Origin of the sequence: Veillonella agrestimuris (genome assembly GCF_943193065.1) — a bacterium.
In the GTDB taxonomy this organism is placed as follows: Bacteria; Bacillota; Negativicutes; order Veillonellales; family Veillonellaceae; genus Veillonella; species Veillonella agrestimuris.
The window spans coordinates 140,518-159,056 of sequence record NZ_CALPCS010000003.1; the positions used below are offsets into that span (position 1 = coordinate 140,518).

The 18,539-nt window shown below is 39.7% G+C and carries 15 protein-coding genes and 3 tRNA genes; all 18 read left to right on the forward strand.

All coding sequences use genetic code 11. From position 1 onward, the window contains the following. The first annotated feature begins 75 nt into the window (after nucleotides 1-75). Nucleotides 76-1,947 (forward strand): DNA helicase RecQ, encoded by a 1,872-nt coding sequence (recQ, locus tag NFR29_RS02515; RefSeq protein WP_251422755.1) that lies wholly within the window; start codon nucleotides 76-78, stop codon nucleotides 1,945-1,947. Nucleotides 1,948-2,018: 71 nt separating this feature from the next. After that, nucleotides 2,019-2,810: a thymidylate synthase gene (locus NFR29_RS02520; protein ID WP_251422758.1), complete on the forward strand. Its 792-nt coding sequence runs from the start codon at nucleotides 2,019-2,021 to the stop codon at nucleotides 2,808-2,810. Nucleotides 2,811-2,821: 11 nt separating this feature from the next. Beyond that, entirely contained in the window at nucleotides 2,822-3,316 is a 495-nt protein-coding gene (locus tag NFR29_RS02525; protein WP_251422761.1) for a dihydrofolate reductase, read from the forward strand. Continuing rightward, on the forward strand, nucleotides 3,316-5,499 hold the full coding sequence (locus tag NFR29_RS02530; RefSeq protein WP_251422764.1) for a Tex family protein: 2,184 nt from the start codon (nucleotides 3,316-3,318) through the stop codon (nucleotides 5,497-5,499). Before NFR29_RS02525 ends, NFR29_RS02530 begins: the two co-directional genes overlap by 1 nt. Before the next feature lie 357 nt (nucleotides 5,500-5,856). Further along, nucleotides 5,857-7,341, forward strand: a complete 1,485-nt coding sequence (locus NFR29_RS02535; protein WP_251422767.1) for an aldehyde dehydrogenase family protein — start codon at nucleotides 5,857-5,859, stop codon at nucleotides 7,339-7,341. A gap of 190 nt (nucleotides 7,342-7,531) precedes the next feature. Next, a complete protein-coding gene (gene cshA, locus NFR29_RS02540) occupies nucleotides 7,532-9,082 on the forward strand; it encodes a degradosome RNA helicase CshA (protein WP_251422770.1) in 1,551 nt (516 codons plus the stop codon). Between the two features lie 239 nt (nucleotides 9,083-9,321). After that, a complete protein-coding gene (locus NFR29_RS02545) occupies nucleotides 9,322-9,741 on the forward strand; it encodes a Fur family transcriptional regulator (RefSeq protein WP_251422773.1) in 420 nt (139 codons plus the stop codon). 69 nt (nucleotides 9,742-9,810) lie between these two features. After that, on the forward strand, nucleotides 9,811-10,647 hold the full coding sequence (locus tag NFR29_RS02550) for a deoxyribonuclease IV (RefSeq protein WP_251422776.1): 837 nt from the start codon (nucleotides 9,811-9,813) through the stop codon (nucleotides 10,645-10,647). 99 nt (nucleotides 10,648-10,746) lie between these two features. Continuing rightward, nucleotides 10,747-11,910 carry an exonuclease SbcCD subunit D gene (locus NFR29_RS02555; RefSeq protein ID WP_251422779.1) on the forward strand — a complete coding sequence of 388 codons (1,164 nt, stop codon included), beginning with the start codon at nucleotides 10,747-10,749 and terminating at the stop codon, nucleotides 11,908-11,910. A gap of 1 nt (nucleotide 11,911) precedes the next feature. Next, entirely contained in the window at nucleotides 11,912-14,992 is a 3,081-nt protein-coding gene (locus tag NFR29_RS02560) for an AAA family ATPase (RefSeq protein WP_251422782.1), read from the forward strand. Between the two features lie 67 nt (nucleotides 14,993-15,059). Beyond that, nucleotides 15,060-15,434 carry a VOC family protein gene (locus tag NFR29_RS02565; protein WP_251422785.1) on the forward strand — a complete coding sequence of 125 codons (375 nt, stop codon included), beginning with the start codon at nucleotides 15,060-15,062 and terminating at the stop codon, nucleotides 15,432-15,434. Further along, nucleotides 15,434-16,141 (forward strand): tRNA threonylcarbamoyladenosine dehydratase, encoded by a 708-nt coding sequence (locus tag NFR29_RS02570; protein ID WP_251422789.1) that lies wholly within the window; start codon nucleotides 15,434-15,436, stop codon nucleotides 16,139-16,141. Before NFR29_RS02565 ends, NFR29_RS02570 begins: the two co-directional genes overlap by 1 nt. Continuing rightward, nucleotides 16,138-16,572, forward strand: a complete 435-nt coding sequence (locus NFR29_RS02575) for a peptidylprolyl isomerase (protein ID WP_251422792.1) — start codon at nucleotides 16,138-16,140, stop codon at nucleotides 16,570-16,572. Before NFR29_RS02570 ends, NFR29_RS02575 begins: the two co-directional genes overlap by 4 nt. 4 nt (nucleotides 16,573-16,576) lie before the next feature. After that, nucleotides 16,577-17,206: a hypothetical protein gene (locus tag NFR29_RS02580; protein WP_251422795.1), complete on the forward strand. Its 630-nt coding sequence runs from the start codon at nucleotides 16,577-16,579 to the stop codon at nucleotides 17,204-17,206. 18 nt (nucleotides 17,207-17,224) lie between these two features. Then, nucleotides 17,225-18,064 (forward strand): polyamine aminopropyltransferase, encoded by an 840-nt coding sequence (speE, locus tag NFR29_RS02585; protein ID WP_251422798.1) that lies wholly within the window; start codon nucleotides 17,225-17,227, stop codon nucleotides 18,062-18,064. 220 nt (nucleotides 18,065-18,284) lie between these two features. After that, nucleotides 18,285-18,360: transfer RNA gene (locus NFR29_RS02590), tRNA-His, on the forward strand. A gap of 24 nt (nucleotides 18,361-18,384) precedes the next feature. Then, nucleotides 18,385-18,459, forward strand: a tRNA-Gln gene (locus NFR29_RS02595). Between the two features lie 4 nt (nucleotides 18,460-18,463). Then, a tRNA-Lys gene (locus NFR29_RS02600) sits at nucleotides 18,464-18,539 on the forward strand.

Genomic DNA, 18,539 nt, shown 5'->3' on the forward strand with positions numbered 1-18,539 from the left:
AATTATCCATGGAAGGGTAATTTATGATACAATATATAGATAATTATCGTATTTGAAAGGAGGTGCTACGGTTTTATGACTCATAACAATGGTGATAAAAATATGGCAGATATGCAAGAACGAGCTTTACATATGTTAGAGACATATTTTGGGTATACATCTTTTAGACCTGCTCAAGAAGCACCGATAGCATCCCTTTTGAAAGATGAAGACGTTGTCGGCATTATGCCTACGGGGGCTGGTAAATCTATTTGTTTCCAAATTCCTGCCCTTTGCAAGCCTGGATTGACCATCGTATTTTCACCGCTCATTTCCTTGATGAAGGATCAAGTGGATGGATTGGTAGATCAAAATATACCGGCAGCTCTCATCAATAGCACGTTGACACAAAGAGAATTTAACAAAACGATGTACGATGTAAGGAGTGGACGCATAAAGATTCTCTATATTGCGCCGGAGCGGTTGGGGTCAAATTTCTTTTGTAATGTGCTAAGGTCTTTGCCGATTGCACAAGTTATCATTGACGAAGCTCACTGTATTTCAGAATGGGGGCATGATTTTAGGCCTTCTTATCGATTGATTGGGGATTGGTTACAAGATTTACCTAAAAGACCCGTTGTAGGTGCTTTTACAGCTACTGCTACGAAGGCCGTAGAAAATGATATTAAGTCCCTTCTTGGCCTAGGCGCCGCTAATGTGTATGTAACGGGATTTGACAGACCTAATTTGTCCTTTTCTGTTATACGCACGCCAAAGCGTATGGATTACGTGGTGGATTATGTGCGCCGTCATAATCATGAAAATGGCATCATTTATTGTTCTACCAGAAAAGATGTGGAACGAGTTTATGAAAATTTGACGCGTGCAGGGATTCAAACGGGCTATTACCATGCCGGATTATCTGACGATATGCGAAAAGATATGCAAAATAAATATGCTTTCGATCAATTACAAGTGATGGTAGCTACCAATGCTTTCGGTATGGGTATCGATAAAAGTAATGTGCGCTATGTGTTGCATTATCAGATGCCGCGGAATATGGAATCCTATTATCAGGAAGCTGGTAGAGCTGGTCGTGATGGAGGCAAAGCAGAATGCATTTTGCTATACAGCGGCCAAGATGTGCAAGTTCATAAATATTTGATTGAACAAACGGTAGATCAATCTGGTGGAGATCCTCGTAGTGGAGAACAACGAAAACTAGTAGAACTGAGAAAATTGCAGGCTATGATTGATTATTGCTTCTCCAGTACTTGCTTGCGAAAATATATGCTCTCTTACTTCGGTGAAAGTGCTCTCTGGGACCATTGTGATAATTGCAGTTCTTGCCAGTCTCGCGGTAATGTAGTGAATGTAACGAAAGAAGCAAAAGCTATATTTAGAGCGATTATTGCCACAGAAGAACGGTATGGTGCATCTATGATTTCCGCTATTGTGCGAGGGGAGAGAACTGACCGAATTGTGAGGGCTGGTTTTGATGCTTTGCCTGTATTTGGCTATTTAAGCGATGTAGGGGAAACAGAAATAAAAGGCTTAATCCAGCAGTTTTTAGCTGCCGGCTATTTACGCAGTTCTATGGGGAAATATCCAGTCTTATCCATAACAGCGGGGGCCGAAGAGGTTTTAGCAGGCCATAAAGAAGTAGAAGAAGTGCGACAGGATATTGTCGTTTCGTCCAGAAAATCTAAAGGGGCTTCCTCTAGAAGTGATGGGCGTAGTTCTAAGGGAGGCGGACTATTTGAACATTTACGGCAACATAGAAAACAGTTGGCTATAGAAGCGGGTATACCACCTTATATTGTATTCCCTGATACGGTGCTCATTGATTTAGCCAATATAAGGCCTACTACATTAGGTGAATTTGGCAATATTAAAGGCGTTGGTGAAGCCAAATTAAAGAAATATGGTCTGTCCTTTTTAGGTGCCATTTCGACCTATAAAGATTAATTGCTATATAATGATATCAGTAGATATACTAATTGATTTGACATAACTATTACATATAAAAGGAAATAACTATGAGCTTAGCAGATACACAATATTTACATATTGTAGAAAATATATTGGATCATGGTATTTATGGTCAAAACCGGACAGGCGTAGCCACTTATAAATTACCGCAACAAATTATGCAATTTGATTTGCAACAAGAGTTCCCTATTTTGACAACAAAATTTGTAGCTTTCAAAACAGCCATTAAAGAATTGTTGTGGATTTGGCAAATGCAGTCTAACGATGTTCGTCAATTGCAGGACATGAATGTTCGCGTTTGGGATGAATGGATGCGTGAAGATGGTACCATTGGTAAAGCCTATGGATATCAAATTGCTAAATATAAACAACTTGATAATCTTATTAATACTATTAAAGAAGATCCTGACAGCCGTCGTATGATTGTGACGTTGTGGAATATTGATGATTTGCCGGATATGGCATTGCAACCATGTGCTTATGAAACATTATGGGACGTAGGTGATGGTTACCTCAATTGCATGCTCGTACAACGCAGTGGTGATATGGGATTAGGGATTCCTTTTAACACAGCCCAATATGCAGCATTAGTGCATATGATTGCTCATGTAACAGGATTAAAAGCGGGTAAATTTACACATGTTATCAATAATGCTCATATTTATGAAAATCATGTAGAATCTTTGCGGACACAATTGGCTCGTCGTGAAGAAGCCCTAGCGGCGCCTACTATTCATATCAATCCAGAGGTAAAAGACTTTTATGATTTTAAACCAGAAGACATTACCTTAGAAGGGTATGAGCATTTAGGAAAATTACCTATGACTGTAGCAGTATAATAGGAGGATTTATGTTAGCTTTAATCGTAGCGGTTGCTCAAAATGGCGTCATTGGCAAAGATAATTCGTTGATTTGGCACTTGCCTAATGATTTGCAATTTTTCAAAAAAACAACAAATGGTCATGTCATTATTATGGGTCGTCGTACTTTTGAAAGCTTACCTTTTTTGTTACCTAACAGGGAACATTGGGTCATAACCAAAAGCAAAGGTTTTAATGCTCCTGAAGGGGTTCGCATCTTTTCGTCACCTCAAGAGGCTTATGAGGCTGCACAATCTCTTGATATGGCTTTTGTTATTGGGGGGGCACAAATTTATAAAGAGTTTTTGCCTTATGTAGATCGCATGTATATTACAGAAGTGCTACAAGAATTTGATGGAGACGTATCTTTCCCGACCTTTCAGAAGGATGATTTTGAGGTCACCAATGTAGTAGATGGTGTGGTGGATGAGAAAAATACATATCCTCATCGCTTTGTAACATATGATAGAAAAGGACAAGTGTAATGGAAAGAATGTTTGCCATTATTGGTAAAGAATTAGGCGTAAAAGCAAGCCAAGTGGAAGCTGCTGTAGGTTTATTAGATGAAGGAAATACAGTTCCCTTTATTGCTCGCTATCGGAAAGAAGTAACAGGCGAATTATTAGATGAACAATTACGGACTATTGAAGAACGAATCGGATATTTGAGAAATCTAGAAAAGCGCCGTGAAGAGATCGTCAATTCGATTACTGAACAAGAAAAAATGAATGATGAGTTGATGAGTGCTTTACAGAAAGCAACTAAATTACAAGAATTAGAAGATTTATATTTGCCGTACAGACCTAAAAAACGGACTCGTGCTATGGTTGCTAGAGAACGAGGTTTGGAGCCGTTGGCAGAGATAATCATTAACGATACTGTATTACAAGGAAATCCTTTGGACATAGCGAAAGATTATGTGTCTGATGAAGTGCCAACGCCAGAGGACGCTATTCAGGGAGCTTCCGATATTGTAGCAGAAATCGTAAGTGATAGTGCTGATTTCCGCGCGACTTTGCGAAAACGCATGTGGAAAGAAGGTTTTATCCAAGCAGAGCTGGTTAATGAAGACGAGGAGGGGCAGCAGTTTTTACAATATAAAGAGTATGCTGAACCGGTTCGTCAAATGCCTTCCCATCGTATTTTAGCGGTGAATCGTGGTGAAAAATTAGGCGCCTTAAAATTGGCTCTTACCGTACCAGATGAATCCTACATTCAATATATGGTGAGAGGACTACACAAGCAAGATGGGTCTATCTTTACTGATGTAAAAGAAGCTGCAGTAGCAGATGCTTATAAGCGATTGATTTTCCCTGCTTTAGAACGAGATATTCGCAATGAATTAACGGAATTTGCAGATGAACAAGCCATCAAAGTATTTGGGGTCAATCTTAAAAACTTATTGTTACAACCACCTTTAGCAGGACGTGTTATTATGGGGCTGGATCCAGGCTATCGAACAGGTTGTAAAATGGCTATTATCGATGCTCAAGGGAATGTACTTGATTATGGCACGTATTATTTGACACAGAGTGAGAAATTAAGAAAAGAAGCACAGAAAGCTTTATCTGAAAAAATTAGAACTTTCAATGTGAGCTTATTATCTATTGGCAATGGTACTGCTTCGTATGAGACGGAACAGTTTGCATCCACCATGATTGAAGAGGAGAACCTAGATTGCCATTATATTATTACTAATGAAGCAGGGGCTTCGGTATACTCCGCCTCTAAATTGGCAAAAGAAGAATTACCTGATTTAGATGTTACGATTCGAGGTGCTGTATCCATTGCGCGTCGCGTGCAAGACCCATTAGCGGAGTCAGTAAAAATTGACCCTAAATCAATCGGTGTAGGCCAATACCAGCATGATGTAAATCAAAAGCAATTGACTCATACATTAGATCAAGTGGTAGAATCCGTTGTAAATCATGTAGGGGTAGAGTTAAATACAGCGTCTGCTGCTATTTTGCAACATATTGCAGGAATCAGTAGTACGGTAGCAAAAAATATAGTTGCTTTCCGTCAAGAAGAAGGTAAATTTACGAGTCGCAAGCAGTTGTTGAAAGTACCTCGTTTAGGACCAGCAGCTTTTACACAATGTGCCGGTTTCTTACGTCTCAATGGTGCAAAGAATCCATTAGATAATACGTCTGTTCACCCTGAGTCTTATGAATTGGCAGAGCGTATTGTAGGGGAATTAGGGTTTACCCTTGAGGATTTACAAGATAAGTCACAATTAGAAGCGTTACAGGTAAGATTACCGCTTGTAGATATAGAAAAATTGGCTACTAAGCTTGATGCGGGGGTACCAACTGTACGAGATATTGTGGTGGCTCTAGCAAAACCAGGTCGTGACCCTCGGGAAGATTTGCCAGCGCCATTAACTCGTAAACATGTTGTGAGTTTAGAAGATATCAAAGTAGGTACTATAGTGAAAGGTACAGTTCATAATGTAGTAGACTTTGGTGCTTTTGTAGATTTTGGATTGAAAACGAACGGATTGTTACATCGCAGTGAAATGTGCTCTTCCAAACAACACCCTTCTGATGTAGTAGCTGTGGGGGATATTATTGAAGCGGAAATTATTTCTGTTGATGTTAAACGAAATCGAATTGGTTTGTCTGTAAAATCGTTAAAAGCGAAGGAAAAGAAACAACAAAAAGCATAGATTAGTATATATATTACTGATGTGTTTTCTTGAAAATAATATGTTGTAGCTAATAATATAATTGAGAAAGAGGGCTTGGTGCCCTCTTTTTTATTTTATAAATACAAAAATTTAATATATGTGAATAAATTTTTCGAGGTTTAGATGATTAATATATATAAATAATTTATCATTGCATATGGTTAGTATTAAAATATTTGATAAATACAGCGAGTTGCCATAACTAAAAACTATTGAGAATGCATAAAAATAACTATACCGATAAATTATTATTAAATTGAAAAAAATTAAATATAACGTATATGATAAGTATATAAAAGAAATTAATATTTGTTATCCTTTACGGGAGGTAGTGCTATGAGCTTAAACCTTAAAGAAAGATATGGATTGTTAATTAATAATGAGTGGGTTCCTGCATCTGATGGGGCAGAATTTTCTGCTTATAATCCAGCTAATGGCGATTTATTAGCGGTTTGTGCGGAAGCCACTTATGATGATGTAGATAGAGCTGTAAAAGTAGCTAATGAAGCTTTCAAAACATGGAAGAAAACATCGCTCATTGAGCGAGCTGATTTGTTATTAAAAATTGCTGATGCTATTGATGCTAAAAAAGAGCATTTTGCTAAAGTAGAAACGTATGACAATGGTAAGCCAATTCGTGAAACAATGAATGTAGATGTGCCGTTAGCAGCAGATCACTTCCGTTACTTTGCTGGCGTATTGCGTTCTGAAGAAGGTTCTGCACAAGTATTTGATGAAGATACTGTGAGCCTTGTTGTGCGTGAACCAATTGGTGTGGTAGGGCAAGTCGTGCCTTGGAACTTCCCATTCCTGATGGCTGCTTGGAAATTAGCACCTGCTTTGGCGGCTGGTTGTACAGTGGTTATTAAACCATCTAGTCACACCTCCCTTAGCCTATTAGAATTAGGCGATGTGTTGAAAGATATTTTACCTCCTGGTGTTGTAAATATCATCACAGGTAAAGGTTCTAAATCTGGTCAATATATCCTTGATCATCCAGGATTTAGCAAACTTGCCTTTACTGGCTCCACTGAAGTTGGTTTAGATGTATATAAAGCTGCATCTGAGCGTTTGATTCCTGCTACACTTGAACTTGGTGGTAAATCAGCTAATATTTTCTTTGATGATGCTAATTGGAAACAAGCTCTTGATGGGGCTATGTTAGGTATCTTGTTTAACCAAGGTCAAGTGTGCTGTGCTGGTTCTCGTATTTTTGTACAAGATACAATTTACGATCAATTCGTAGAGGCATTGGCGAAATTATTTGATAAAGTAAAAGTTGGCTTACCTTGGAATGAAGATACGCAATTAGGGGCGGTTATTTACGAAGGTCAAGTGAATAAAGTTCTTGAATATGTAGACATTGCGAAACAAGAAGGGGCTACGATTGCTGCTGGTGGTGTTCGCGCTACAGATGGTGAACTTGCTAACGGTTGCTTCGTTCGTCCTACATTGATTACAAATGTAACAAATGATATGCGTGTAGCACAGGAAGAAATTTTTGGGCCTGTAGCAGTAGTGATTAAGTTCCATAGCGAAGAAGAAGCTATTGCGGCAGCTAATGATAGCATCTACGGCTTAGGCGGTGGTGTATGGACTCAAAATATTAATCGTGCACTTCGCGTAGCTCGTGGCATTGAAACTGGTCGTGTATGGGTGAATACATATAACTCTATCCCAGCAGGGGCTCCGTTTGGTGGTTATAAACAATCTGGTATTGGTCGAGAAACACATAAAGTAATTCTTGAGCATTACACACAAATGAAAAATATCATTATCAACTTAAAAGAAGAGCCAACAGGTTTCTATCCTGTGGAGTAAGCTATTTATTATTCGGCGGAATGATATTCTCGCTTATCTCTAGTAGAGTGAATGATTATAATTAAATGGTAAATATAAAAGACTGTTACCTCTATAGGTAGCAGTCTTTTCCTATTGAACTTTCACAGAGAAGTGTGGTATATTACTTAAATGTGCATAATCGGTGCACAATAGGAGGAAACACAATTAGATGTTAGAAAAATTTGAACAATTAATGATTAGCGAACCTGTTCTACGTGCGTTAAATGATATGGGCTTTGAAGAGCCAACGCCAATTCAACAGGAAGCTATCCCAGTAGCCTTGAGCGGTAAGGATATGATTGGCCAAGCTCAGACAGGTACTGGTAAGACAGCAGCATTTGGCTTGCCTGTATTGGAACGCGTAGATGGTAACGATCGTCACGTTCAAGTAGTGATTTTATCCCCTACACGAGAATTAGCCATTCAAGTAGCGGAAGAGCTTAACAAAATGGCTCAATATACGAAAATTACGGCTTTGCCAATTTATGGTGGCCAAGATATTAATCGTCAATTCCGTGCTTTGAAAAAGAATCCACAAATCATCGTAGCTACACCAGGCCGTTTGATGGACCATATGGATCGTGGTTCCATTACATTTGACCACGTGAAAGTTGTCGTTCTTGATGAAGCTGATGAAATGTTAAATATGGGATTTGTTGATGATATTAATAAAATTTTAGGTGCCATTCCTGAAGATCATCAAACATTATTGTTCTCTGCTACGATGCCAAAAGCGATTAAAGAATTAGCAGAAACGTATTTAACAGATCCCGCTTTTATTCGTATGAAACCGACACAAGTGACGATGGATTTGATTGAACAATACTATATTGAAGTGCAAGATCGTCAAAAATTTGATGTATTGTGCCGCTTGTTCGATATGCAAACGCCAGAGCTAGCTATCATCTTTACCCGTACCAAACGCCGTGTAGATGAAGTTACAGAAGCGCTTAAAAAGCGCGGTTATATGGCAGAAGGCATTCATGGTGATTTATCACAACAAAAACGTGATAGCGTAATTCGTCAATTCCGAGAAGGAACGATTGATATTCTCGTAGCTACTGATGTAGCTGCGCGCGGTCTCGATATTTCTGGTGTATCTCACGTATATAACTACGATTTACCGCAAGACCCTGAAAGCTATACGCACCGCGTAGGTCGTACCGGTCGTGCTGGTAAAGCCGGTCAAGCTTATACATTCGTAATTCCTCGTGAAATCGAGCATTTACATGCTATTGAACGTTTGACAAAACGTAAGATTGCAAAACGTCGCGCTCCATCTTTAGGTGAAGTTCTTGAAGGGCAACAACGGTTAGCTATTGAAAATATTTTAGAAATGGCAAGTAAACCTGAAGATATTGCACCATTCAAAATGAGTGCGGAAGAATTATTGAATGATACTGATTCTGTAACGTTGTTAGCAGCAGCTCTTAAGTTATTAACAAAAGAGCCTGATACAACACCTGTTAGTATTACAGAAGAAAAACCGTTGCGCGTTCGTCGTCGCCGAGACGGTGGTCGCAGTGGTGACCGTCGCCGCCGTGATGGTGACAGAAACCGCCGCCGGGATGGAGACCGTTCCCGTCGTAATCGCAGTGAGCGTCGTCGAGATGATCGCAAAGGAGATGGCCGTCGTGATGAGCGACGTAATGACCGTTCTAAAGGAGAACGTAAAGCTCGTTATGAAGGGGAAGGATTTAAACCTTATTTTAAAGATTAAATAAAGAAGCAATCATAATCTAGCTAGAAAACAGTGGATCTTTTGAAGTCCACTGTTTTATTGTTGTTGTGACTACAAATTGATGCGCCTTGTTTTGTGAAGGGAAATTTTATCTATATGTAGTAGTCTCGATATTGTATAATCTACTAGAACGTAGTATAATAAATAATAATTATTTGTTAAGATAACATGAAATAGATATAGCCTTCGGTAAGTCCAAGTGGAGAAAGGTAATAGATATGGATATTGCAAGAGTTTTAAGAAGCGAAGGATTCAAAGTAACTCCACAACGTATCGCTATTTATGATGCGTTGCGAAGTGCTCACAACCATCCAACAGCAGAAATGATTTATCATACATTGCGCCCCGCTCATCCAAGCATGAGCCTTGCTACAGTATATAAGACCATGGAAATTTTTGAAAAAATTGGTCTCGTGAAAGTCCTTGAAGTAGGCGATGAACGAGCTCATTATGATTGGGATACAGACACACATTCTCACGTACGTTGCATTCGTTGTAATAAAGTAGAAGATTTGATGGGTGTTGACTCCAAAGCTATTTCTGAAATTGCAGAACAAGGTAGCGATTATCATATAACAGGACAACAAATTACATTTGAAGGCATTTGCCCAGAATGTGCAAAAAAAGAAAGTCACTAATAGAATCCCCTAGGTATGGCAACATACTAGGGGATTTCTCCCTATCAGGCGGTGTAGAAAGGATTTTATATGTTTATCATAGGCAGTCATTTATCGATAGCAAAAGGCTATTTACATATGGGCAAGGAAGCAAGCTCCATTGGAGCTAATACATTTCAATATTTCACACGCAACCCTCGTGGGGGTAGTATGCGAGCCCTCGATATAGATGATATTAAAGCGTTGCAATCGTATATGGAGGAACATCATTTTGGTCCTATTTTAGCGCATGCTCCTTATACATATAATCCTTGTGCTGCCAAAGAAGATCTTAGAAATTTTGCTAAGCAAGCTATGACAGAAGATTTAGAACGCTTAGAATTAATACCGGGCCAGATGTATAACTTTCATCCTGGAAGCCATGTGAAACAAGGCGTTGATGAAGGTATTGTGCAAATTGTAGCTTGTTTAAATGATATTTTGTTCCCTGGTATGAAGACAAAAGTATTGTTAGAAGTCATGGCTGGTAAAGGGACAGAAGTGGGGTCTAAATTTGAAGAAATTGCTCGCATTATCGATGGTGTTAAACTAAAAGACCACATTGGAGTCTGTGTAGATACTTGTCACATCCATGAAGGTAATTACGATATTGTCAACGATTTGGATGGGGTATTAGATGAGTTTAATCGACTCGTAGGATTGGACCGATTACACGCTATTCACTTAAATGATTCTAAAAATCCACGCGGTGCTCATAAAGATAGACATGAAAAAATCGGCGAAGGCCATATTGGCATTGATGCTATTGCACGCATCGTGACACATCCAAAGTTAACACATTTGCCGTTTTACTTAGAAACACCTAATGAGCTTGATGGGTATGCCAAAGAGATTGCTATGCTTCGATCCATTGTAGATAATGCGTAAGTATGGGATTTTCTAAAAAGATAGTTTTATAAGTGAGCAATCCATAGATATTGTTCAGATACAGGTGATGTGTGATTACTAATGATGGGAGGTGGAGATTTGCGTTTATTACATACTGCTGATTGGCATTTAGGCAGGATTTTTTACGGTACTTATTTAACAGATGATCAAGCCTATGTACTGGAACATCAATTGATGAACATCATTAAAGAGGCTAACATAGATGGCCTTTTATTGGCTGGCGATATCTTTGATCGCTCTGTACCTCCTGTAGAAGCTGTTGAGTTATGGGATTCCATTATTACCCGTATCGCTATGGATTATAAAATCCCACTGTTCGTTATTGCTGGCAATCATGATGGTGCAGAACGATTAGAATTAGGACGTACTATGATGGCTCAATCGGGTGTATTTATTTGGGGAACTCCTGAACATTGCAAAGCACCGCTTATTTATGAATTTAATGATGGCCCTGCAGCTATCTGTGGGTTGCCCTTTGCAGAACCACGACGTATTGCAGGAGCTCTTACAGAAGATGGGAACGATGTTTTGTTAGCTCATTATGATTATGATTATATGTATCAACAGTGGAGTAATTACTTAAGTAGTCAAATTCCTGATGGAATGAGACGAATTGCCTTGAGCCACGCCTTTGTGAGTGGTGGCGAGTTGGGCGGATCGGAACGAGTCTTATCCGTTGGTGCTAGTGAAGTCGTGAAGCCAGCTGTATTTAAAAACTTTCACTATACAGCGTTAGGTCATTTACATAGGGCACAACGCATGGGGGCTGACTATATTCGCTATAGTGGATCCCCTTTGAAATACTCTTTTGATGAGCATACACATAATAAATCTTTTACCATTGTAGATATGGATCACTCTGGTAATGTACAGGTAGAAACCATACCTGTAGAGGCAAAGCGAGATGTAGTCGTATTAGACGGGTATTTTGAGGAGTTGCTAAATAATGAGAGTTTACGCAATGCTCACAAAGATGATTATATGATGGTTCGTTTATTAGATACGGCACCAATCCTAGATGGAATGGCAAAATTGCGAAAAGTATACCCTCATTGTATGACTATTGAACTAGTAGGCCGTATGGAAGAATACATGATGGACAATGTGGCACCAGTATATAGACATTTAGATGAGCGGCAATTGTTTAACCAATTTGCCGAAGCTGTATGGAAGGAGCCACTGTCTGCTGAGCAACAAGGGTATATTGATCAATTATGGAGTCGCATTATAAAGGAGGACTAATATGAAGCCCATAGCACTTACTATACAGGCCTTTGGTCCTTATCGCGGTACCATATCATTGGATTTTAATGATTTAGAACACCATTCTATGTTTCTCATTTCCGGGCCAACGGGAGCAGGCAAAACATCTATTTTAGATGCTATCGTATATGCATTATATGGAGAGCCCAGTGGAGAAGTGCGTAAAGCAGATTCTATTCGCAGTGATTTTGCAGAACCTCATACCTTGACGTTAGTGGATTTCACTTTTTCTGTGGGGGACAGTTTCTATCGTATAGAGCGATTGCCGAAACAAGAAGTGGCTAAAAAGCGAGGAACTGGAATGAAAGCCCAAGGGGCTCGTGCTACACTGAGTGCTTTGAAAGATGGAGAATGGGAAGTTATTGCTACCGCTGCAGCTGATGTGAGGGAGCGAATTCAAGACATCATTGGCTTTCGGAAGGATCAATTTATACAAGTTGTGTTACTACCGCAAGGGGAGTTTAGGAAATTATTAGTTGCTTCTACTAGCGAGAGAGAAGAATTGTTGCATACCTTGTTTAGTACTTATATGTATAGGAAATTACAAGAGCTGTTAAAAGAAGAATTGCAAGAAGTAACAAGCGCTGTGGAAGATAAAATACAGCGTATGGATGCGATTGTGGACTCTTTTCAGCAATATGGCGATGAACCCATTGTGACTATCGAACAAGTGAAAGAATTAGTGAACCAACGGGCGAAGGATAAGATTCGCTTGTTAGAGGCTAAAGAAAAAGCTCTTGCAGAGGTAGCTTCTTTTGAATTAATCCGGAAAGCTCTGGTAGATTATGAGCAGGCAGAACGGGATGTACAACATGCTGAAGAAGCCATGCATATATTAGCGGAGAGAGGTAAAGAATTAGCCTCTATTGAAAAGACCGTAGACAGTCTTCGTAATCTTAGTGAAACTTATGAACTGTATAAGGAGTTAGAAAAGTTAACTTCTACGGTAGATACTCTTAGCAAAGAATTGGAACAAGAAGAATTAGCTTTTGTAAAAGTTGCTGAAGAGCGTAATAGTCTACAACATAAGTATGATGAACATGATCGTAAAGCAGCTGATATAGGTGAGAAACAATCGATCTTAGAAGAATATGAAGCGCAACGAACTGTGCGCAGTCAATTAGCTACTTATCAAGAAGAATATGATAAAAAAGAGTTGCGTATACAGGCTTTAAAGGAAGAAGAGCTTTCTTGGCGCAATAAGATTGAAGATATAACTCGTTCTATAGAGGTGATCAAGACTAAGATTGAAGACGGACACCGTTTTATTAATGACCATAGAGCTGTGGAAGCGCGTGTATTAGAGGCACAGAAACGTCTTGATGTGTTGAAATCAATACAAAACTCTTTCCAATCGCTAGCAGCTGTTAAGGAAGAAAAAGAGCGAGATGAAGAAGCGATTAAGGACTTACAATCTACTATATCAGTACAGAGGAAAGCTTTAAAAGTGCTGGAATCAGCCTTCCATAGTGGGTATGCTTACGAATTGTCCCTTCAGTTAGAAGAGCATAAGCCATGTATGGTATGTGGCTCCTTAGAACATCCTCATAAAGCAGTAGAGCCTGATGAAATGCCTACAAAAGAGGAATTAGAGGGGTTGCAACTGATTTTGCAAAACTTAGAGCGAGACTTTCATAAAGGTCAGTCGAATGTGGAGCACAAAGAGAAAACCGTTTGCGATTTACAATGTCATATTAAAGGGTTAGTTAGTGAATTGCATTTAGATAGAGACATGGGAGAAGACTCAATTAAAGCCTATATAAGTGAAGCAGAAAATGTGCTAGCCAATTATAGACATATAGTTACAGTGGTAGAAGAGCGACAAGGTAAAATACATCACTGGCAAGACGAGTTGAAAAGATGGGAGGACTCATTTCACTATGGGGAGGCACAGCAGAAACGTGTTAAGGATGCATTAGTGTTGGCCATGGCAGAACAGGCAGAACTGGTAGGCACCATAAAGGTTTTAGAATCACAATGTACAGAGAACGGCATTGATGAGGAGGCTCTGAACCTATTGCGTCAGGAAATTCATGACTATGATCGGAAACGGAAGAAACTGGCCGATTCTTTAGAGGTTATTAAGACCCGATATATAGGGATTCAATCTAAAGTTGACATTCTGCGCGTACAACTAAATAAGCAAGAACGAGAGGCGGAGATGATGGGCCAATTATTTGCTGAAGCATTAGAGGGGCGCAATTTAACACAATCTGAATTTGAAGAGATTGTTAGCGCTTATGATCGGCTGGCTGACTATGAACAGACCTTACAAATCTATCGAGATGAACGAAATCGGGCAGAAGCAGTACTTCATGCTGCTACAGATAAGTTGAAGGCTCTCAATAAGCCTGAAACGATTGTTAGTGATGATGTGTATAATGCGGCCATTGTTGAACGGGATAGAACGATTGGTGCTGTAGCGACATGGGAAGCAGAGGAACGCATCATTGGTCAATCTCTTGAAACATTACTTTCTTTAGATGATACGATTAGGGATACAAGACAGCGTGTTGAGTTTGTTCGGAAGCTGAGTGATTTGGCGAACGGTGGCAATGAAGGTTTAAAAAATGTCACCTTTGAGCGCTATGTATTAGGTGCTATTTTAGATGAAGTTGTGCATGCTGCAAATGTTCGATTGCAGGCTATGAGCCGTCATCGCTATAGTCTAGAGCGGTCTGATTACACCAGTGGTGGTCGAGGCAAACAAGGTCTCGACTTGTCTGTTATGGATAGTTACACGGGGCAGTCGCGGCCGGCTAATACATTGTCCGGTGGTGAAACATTCCTTGCCTCTATGGCTTTAGCATTAGGTTTAGCAGATATTGTTCAAAGTTATGCTGGAGGTATTCATATGGATGCTATGTTTATCGATGAAGGTTTCGGCACATTAGATCCAGATACATTGGAATTGGCCATGGAAACATTGATTGAATTACAACATGGTGGTCGATTGATTGGTGTTATTTCTCATGTTCCAGAACTGAAAGCACGTATTCCGGCGCATTTAGAAATTGAACGCCGTGACGATGGTAGCCGAGCGCGCTTCGTCATAGCCTAGTACTTGCTAAATATGGTACTATAATAGGTAGAGTAATAAATGATTATTGTACAGAAAAGGAGACGATATGAAATTTTCTTTTGCTCACAATAATATTAATGTGAAAGATTTAGATAAAAGTTTGAACTTTTATAAAGAGGCGCTCCTTCTTGAAGAAGTAAAACGTTTGGAAGACCCAAGTGGAGCTTTTACCTTAGTGTATTTAAAAAGTCCGCACACACAACATGAGTTGGAATTGACGTGGCTTCGCGATTGGGATTGTCCTTATAACTTGGGGGACAATGAATTCCATATGGCATTTTATGTGGATGACTATGAAGCGGCGTTAGCAAAACATAAAGACATGGGTGTCGTAGCCTATGAAAATGAAGCTATGGGGATTTACTTCGTAGCTGATCCTGATGGTTATTGGACTGAAATTATTCCGGCAGGTGCCTATTAATGGAATATTTATTAACCCGTTTGGAATGGCTGGTAGGACCCGATAAAATTAATACTTTAAAACATACGTCTGTCGCGCTTTTTGGTGTAGGAGGCGTAGGAGGGGGTGCTTTGGAAGCTCTCGTTCGAGCTGGTGTAGGACGTATTGTTCTCATTGATGGAGACTCGGTGGCGCCGAGTAATTTAAATCGACAAATGATTACGACTAACACCAGTATTGGTCGTCGCAAAGTAGAGGTGGCCAAAGAGCGAGCTTTAGCCATTAATCCAGAAGTCATTATCGAAGCTCATGACATCATGTATACTGATGAGGCTTATCCTGGTTTTATTGAAAGTCTTAAGGTAGATTTTGTTATTGATGCTATTGATATGGTGACAGCGAAACTGGATGTTATTGAAATTTGTCAGGCTAAAGGCATTCCTGTTATTTCTTCTATGGGTGGAGGAAATCGTTTTTATCCAGAGAAATTAGAAATTGCAGATATTAATAAAACATTTAATGATCCATTGGCTCGGGTGATGCGCAAAGAGTTAAGAAAACGAGGGATTAAGAAACAGCTGGTGGTGTTTTCTAGAGAAGTACCAACAAAACCAGAGTTTCGCGATGAAGGTCGGAGTCCTGGAACATGTAGCTTTGTGCCGCCTGTGGCAGGTTTTTTATTAGCAGCCCATGTGTTGCGTACGATTTTGGAGGTACCGAAACAATGAAACAAGTAAAAATTCATATGGCGAAAGGCCAAGATATTATTATTGAATTATTTGATAAAGAAGCACCAGGGACTGTACAAAATTTTATTGATCTTATTAATAAAGGTTTTTACAATGGCTTGCGATTCCATCGTGTTATTCCTGGTTTCGTAGCTCAAGGTGGTTGCCCTAATGGCAATGGTACTGGTGGCCCAGGCTATACAATCAAAGATGAATTAATCGGGAATCCCCATAAACATGAGCGTGGTGCGTTGTCCATGGCTCATCGCGGTCCAAATACAGGTGGAAGTCAATTCTTTATCGTTTATGAACCACAACCTCATTTAGATGGTGTTCACACTGTGTTTGGTAAAGTAATTGAAGGTATGGATGTAGTCGATAAAATTGATCAAGGCGACATCATGGAAACACTAGAAGTAATCGAAGGTTAATACAATGACTGAAGTATCGATTAAACACCCAGAATGGTTGTATATTGATGTGAATGGTAATATTTCGCATGGTTATGATCAAGAGTGGTTTGGCGACGAGTGGCAACGCATTTCCGGTTGTGGTCCTACAACGGCGACTCAAGTGTTGAGTTACTCTCAGTTTCGCGATGGCATGTTGGAATTTTCGTCAGCATCAAATCAGGAAAAAGCCCTAGAAAGAATGAATATCATGTGGAACTATGTTAAACCTCGCTTTGGTGGCGGTGTTTATAAAACACAATGGATGGATGCGGGTTTGAAAAAGTTGATGGTGGATTTTAACTTGCCTTATGATGTGCATATGATCAATGTATCTCCGTTTTGTGCATCTCGCATTGACGTTGAGGCTGCAGCTACATTTATTGAAAGGGGGCTGGCGCAAGATGTTCCAGTAGCCTTTTTGAATCGACATAAAGGTAGGGAACGAGCTCTCTATACATGGCACTGGGTACCGATTTATAAAATATTCCGCGTCGGTGACGATGTACGGTGTGGTATTTTTGATGAAGGGGAGATTCGAGATTTCTCACTTTCTAATTGGTTGAAAGATACTATACTTGGCGGTGGTTTTTGTTATATTAGTAAAAAAGCGTAATTATAATTGGAGGGCATCATGAGCCAATGGATTACAGAGGAGCAAACACCTCATTTGAGACTCAGCGCAGAAGCAGAAGAAATTTTGTTTTCTGGAGAGTCTGAATTTCAAAAAATAAAAGTATTTAAATCTAAAGAATACGGTATGATGCTTGCTTTAGATGGTGTCTTTCAAACGTCTGAGCGAGAAGAGTTCATCTACCATGAGATGATGTCTCATGTGCCATTATTCTTGCATCCAAATCCAGAAAGGGTTTTGATCATCGGTGGCGGTGATGGTGGAGTAGCGCGGGAGTGCGTTCGTCATGATGCAGTAAAAGAAGTGACTATGGTAGAAATTGATGGCAAAGTAGTTGAGTTGGCGAAAGAATATTTCCCAACTATTGCAAAAGCTATGATTGAAAATCATCCAAAGTTGACTGTGAAAATTGGCGATGGTATTGGATTTATGGCGGAAAGCGAAAATTATTACGATGTAATTATCGTTGACTGCTCTGACCCAATTGGTCCAGGGGAAGGTTTGTTTACAGAAGAGTTCTATGTAAATACATTAAAGGCTTTGAAAGAAGACGGTCTTTTTGTGCAACAAACAGAATCTCCGATGTTACATCAACCATTAGTAGAAAAAGTATTTGGTTATGTTAACGATCATTTCCCGATTACTCGATTATATACTGCGTTTATTCCGTTGTATCCAGCAGGTATGCATTGTTTCACTTTGGGGTCTAAAAAATATGACCCATTAACATGGACTGCTAATAGGGTACAAAACTTTGAAACGAAGTATTATAATGATGAGATTCAGAAAGCAGCATTTGCTTTGCCGAATTTTGTAAAAAACTATTTGCCAACTAAATAGTTTATATGTATAATAGGGGAGCACCATTTAATTAGATGATTTCTAATAAGTGGGCATCCCTTTTTATTTGTCACGAGGGATACGGTTAGTGAATTTCAATGGCAATTATGACTAACATAAAAGTTTTATGAAAGTTGAAAAAGTTGTTGACACAAATCTTCCTAGCCAATATAATATTATTTGTTATGAAGACGCACAGTCTTTATGATGCCTACAGGTGGTGGGTATGGTGAAGCGGTTAACACGGCGGATTGTGGCTCCGTTATGCGTGGGTTCGATCCCCACTACTCACCCCACAACCTATATATTGCAATCAACACAGGGGTGTCGCCAAGTGGTAAGGCAACGGACTTTGACTCCGTTATGCGCTGGTTCGATCCCAGCCACCCCTGCCAACATGACTCACTAGCTCAGTTGGCAGAGCACCTGACTTTTAATCAGGGTGTCCCGCGTTCGAGTCGCGGGTGAGTCACCA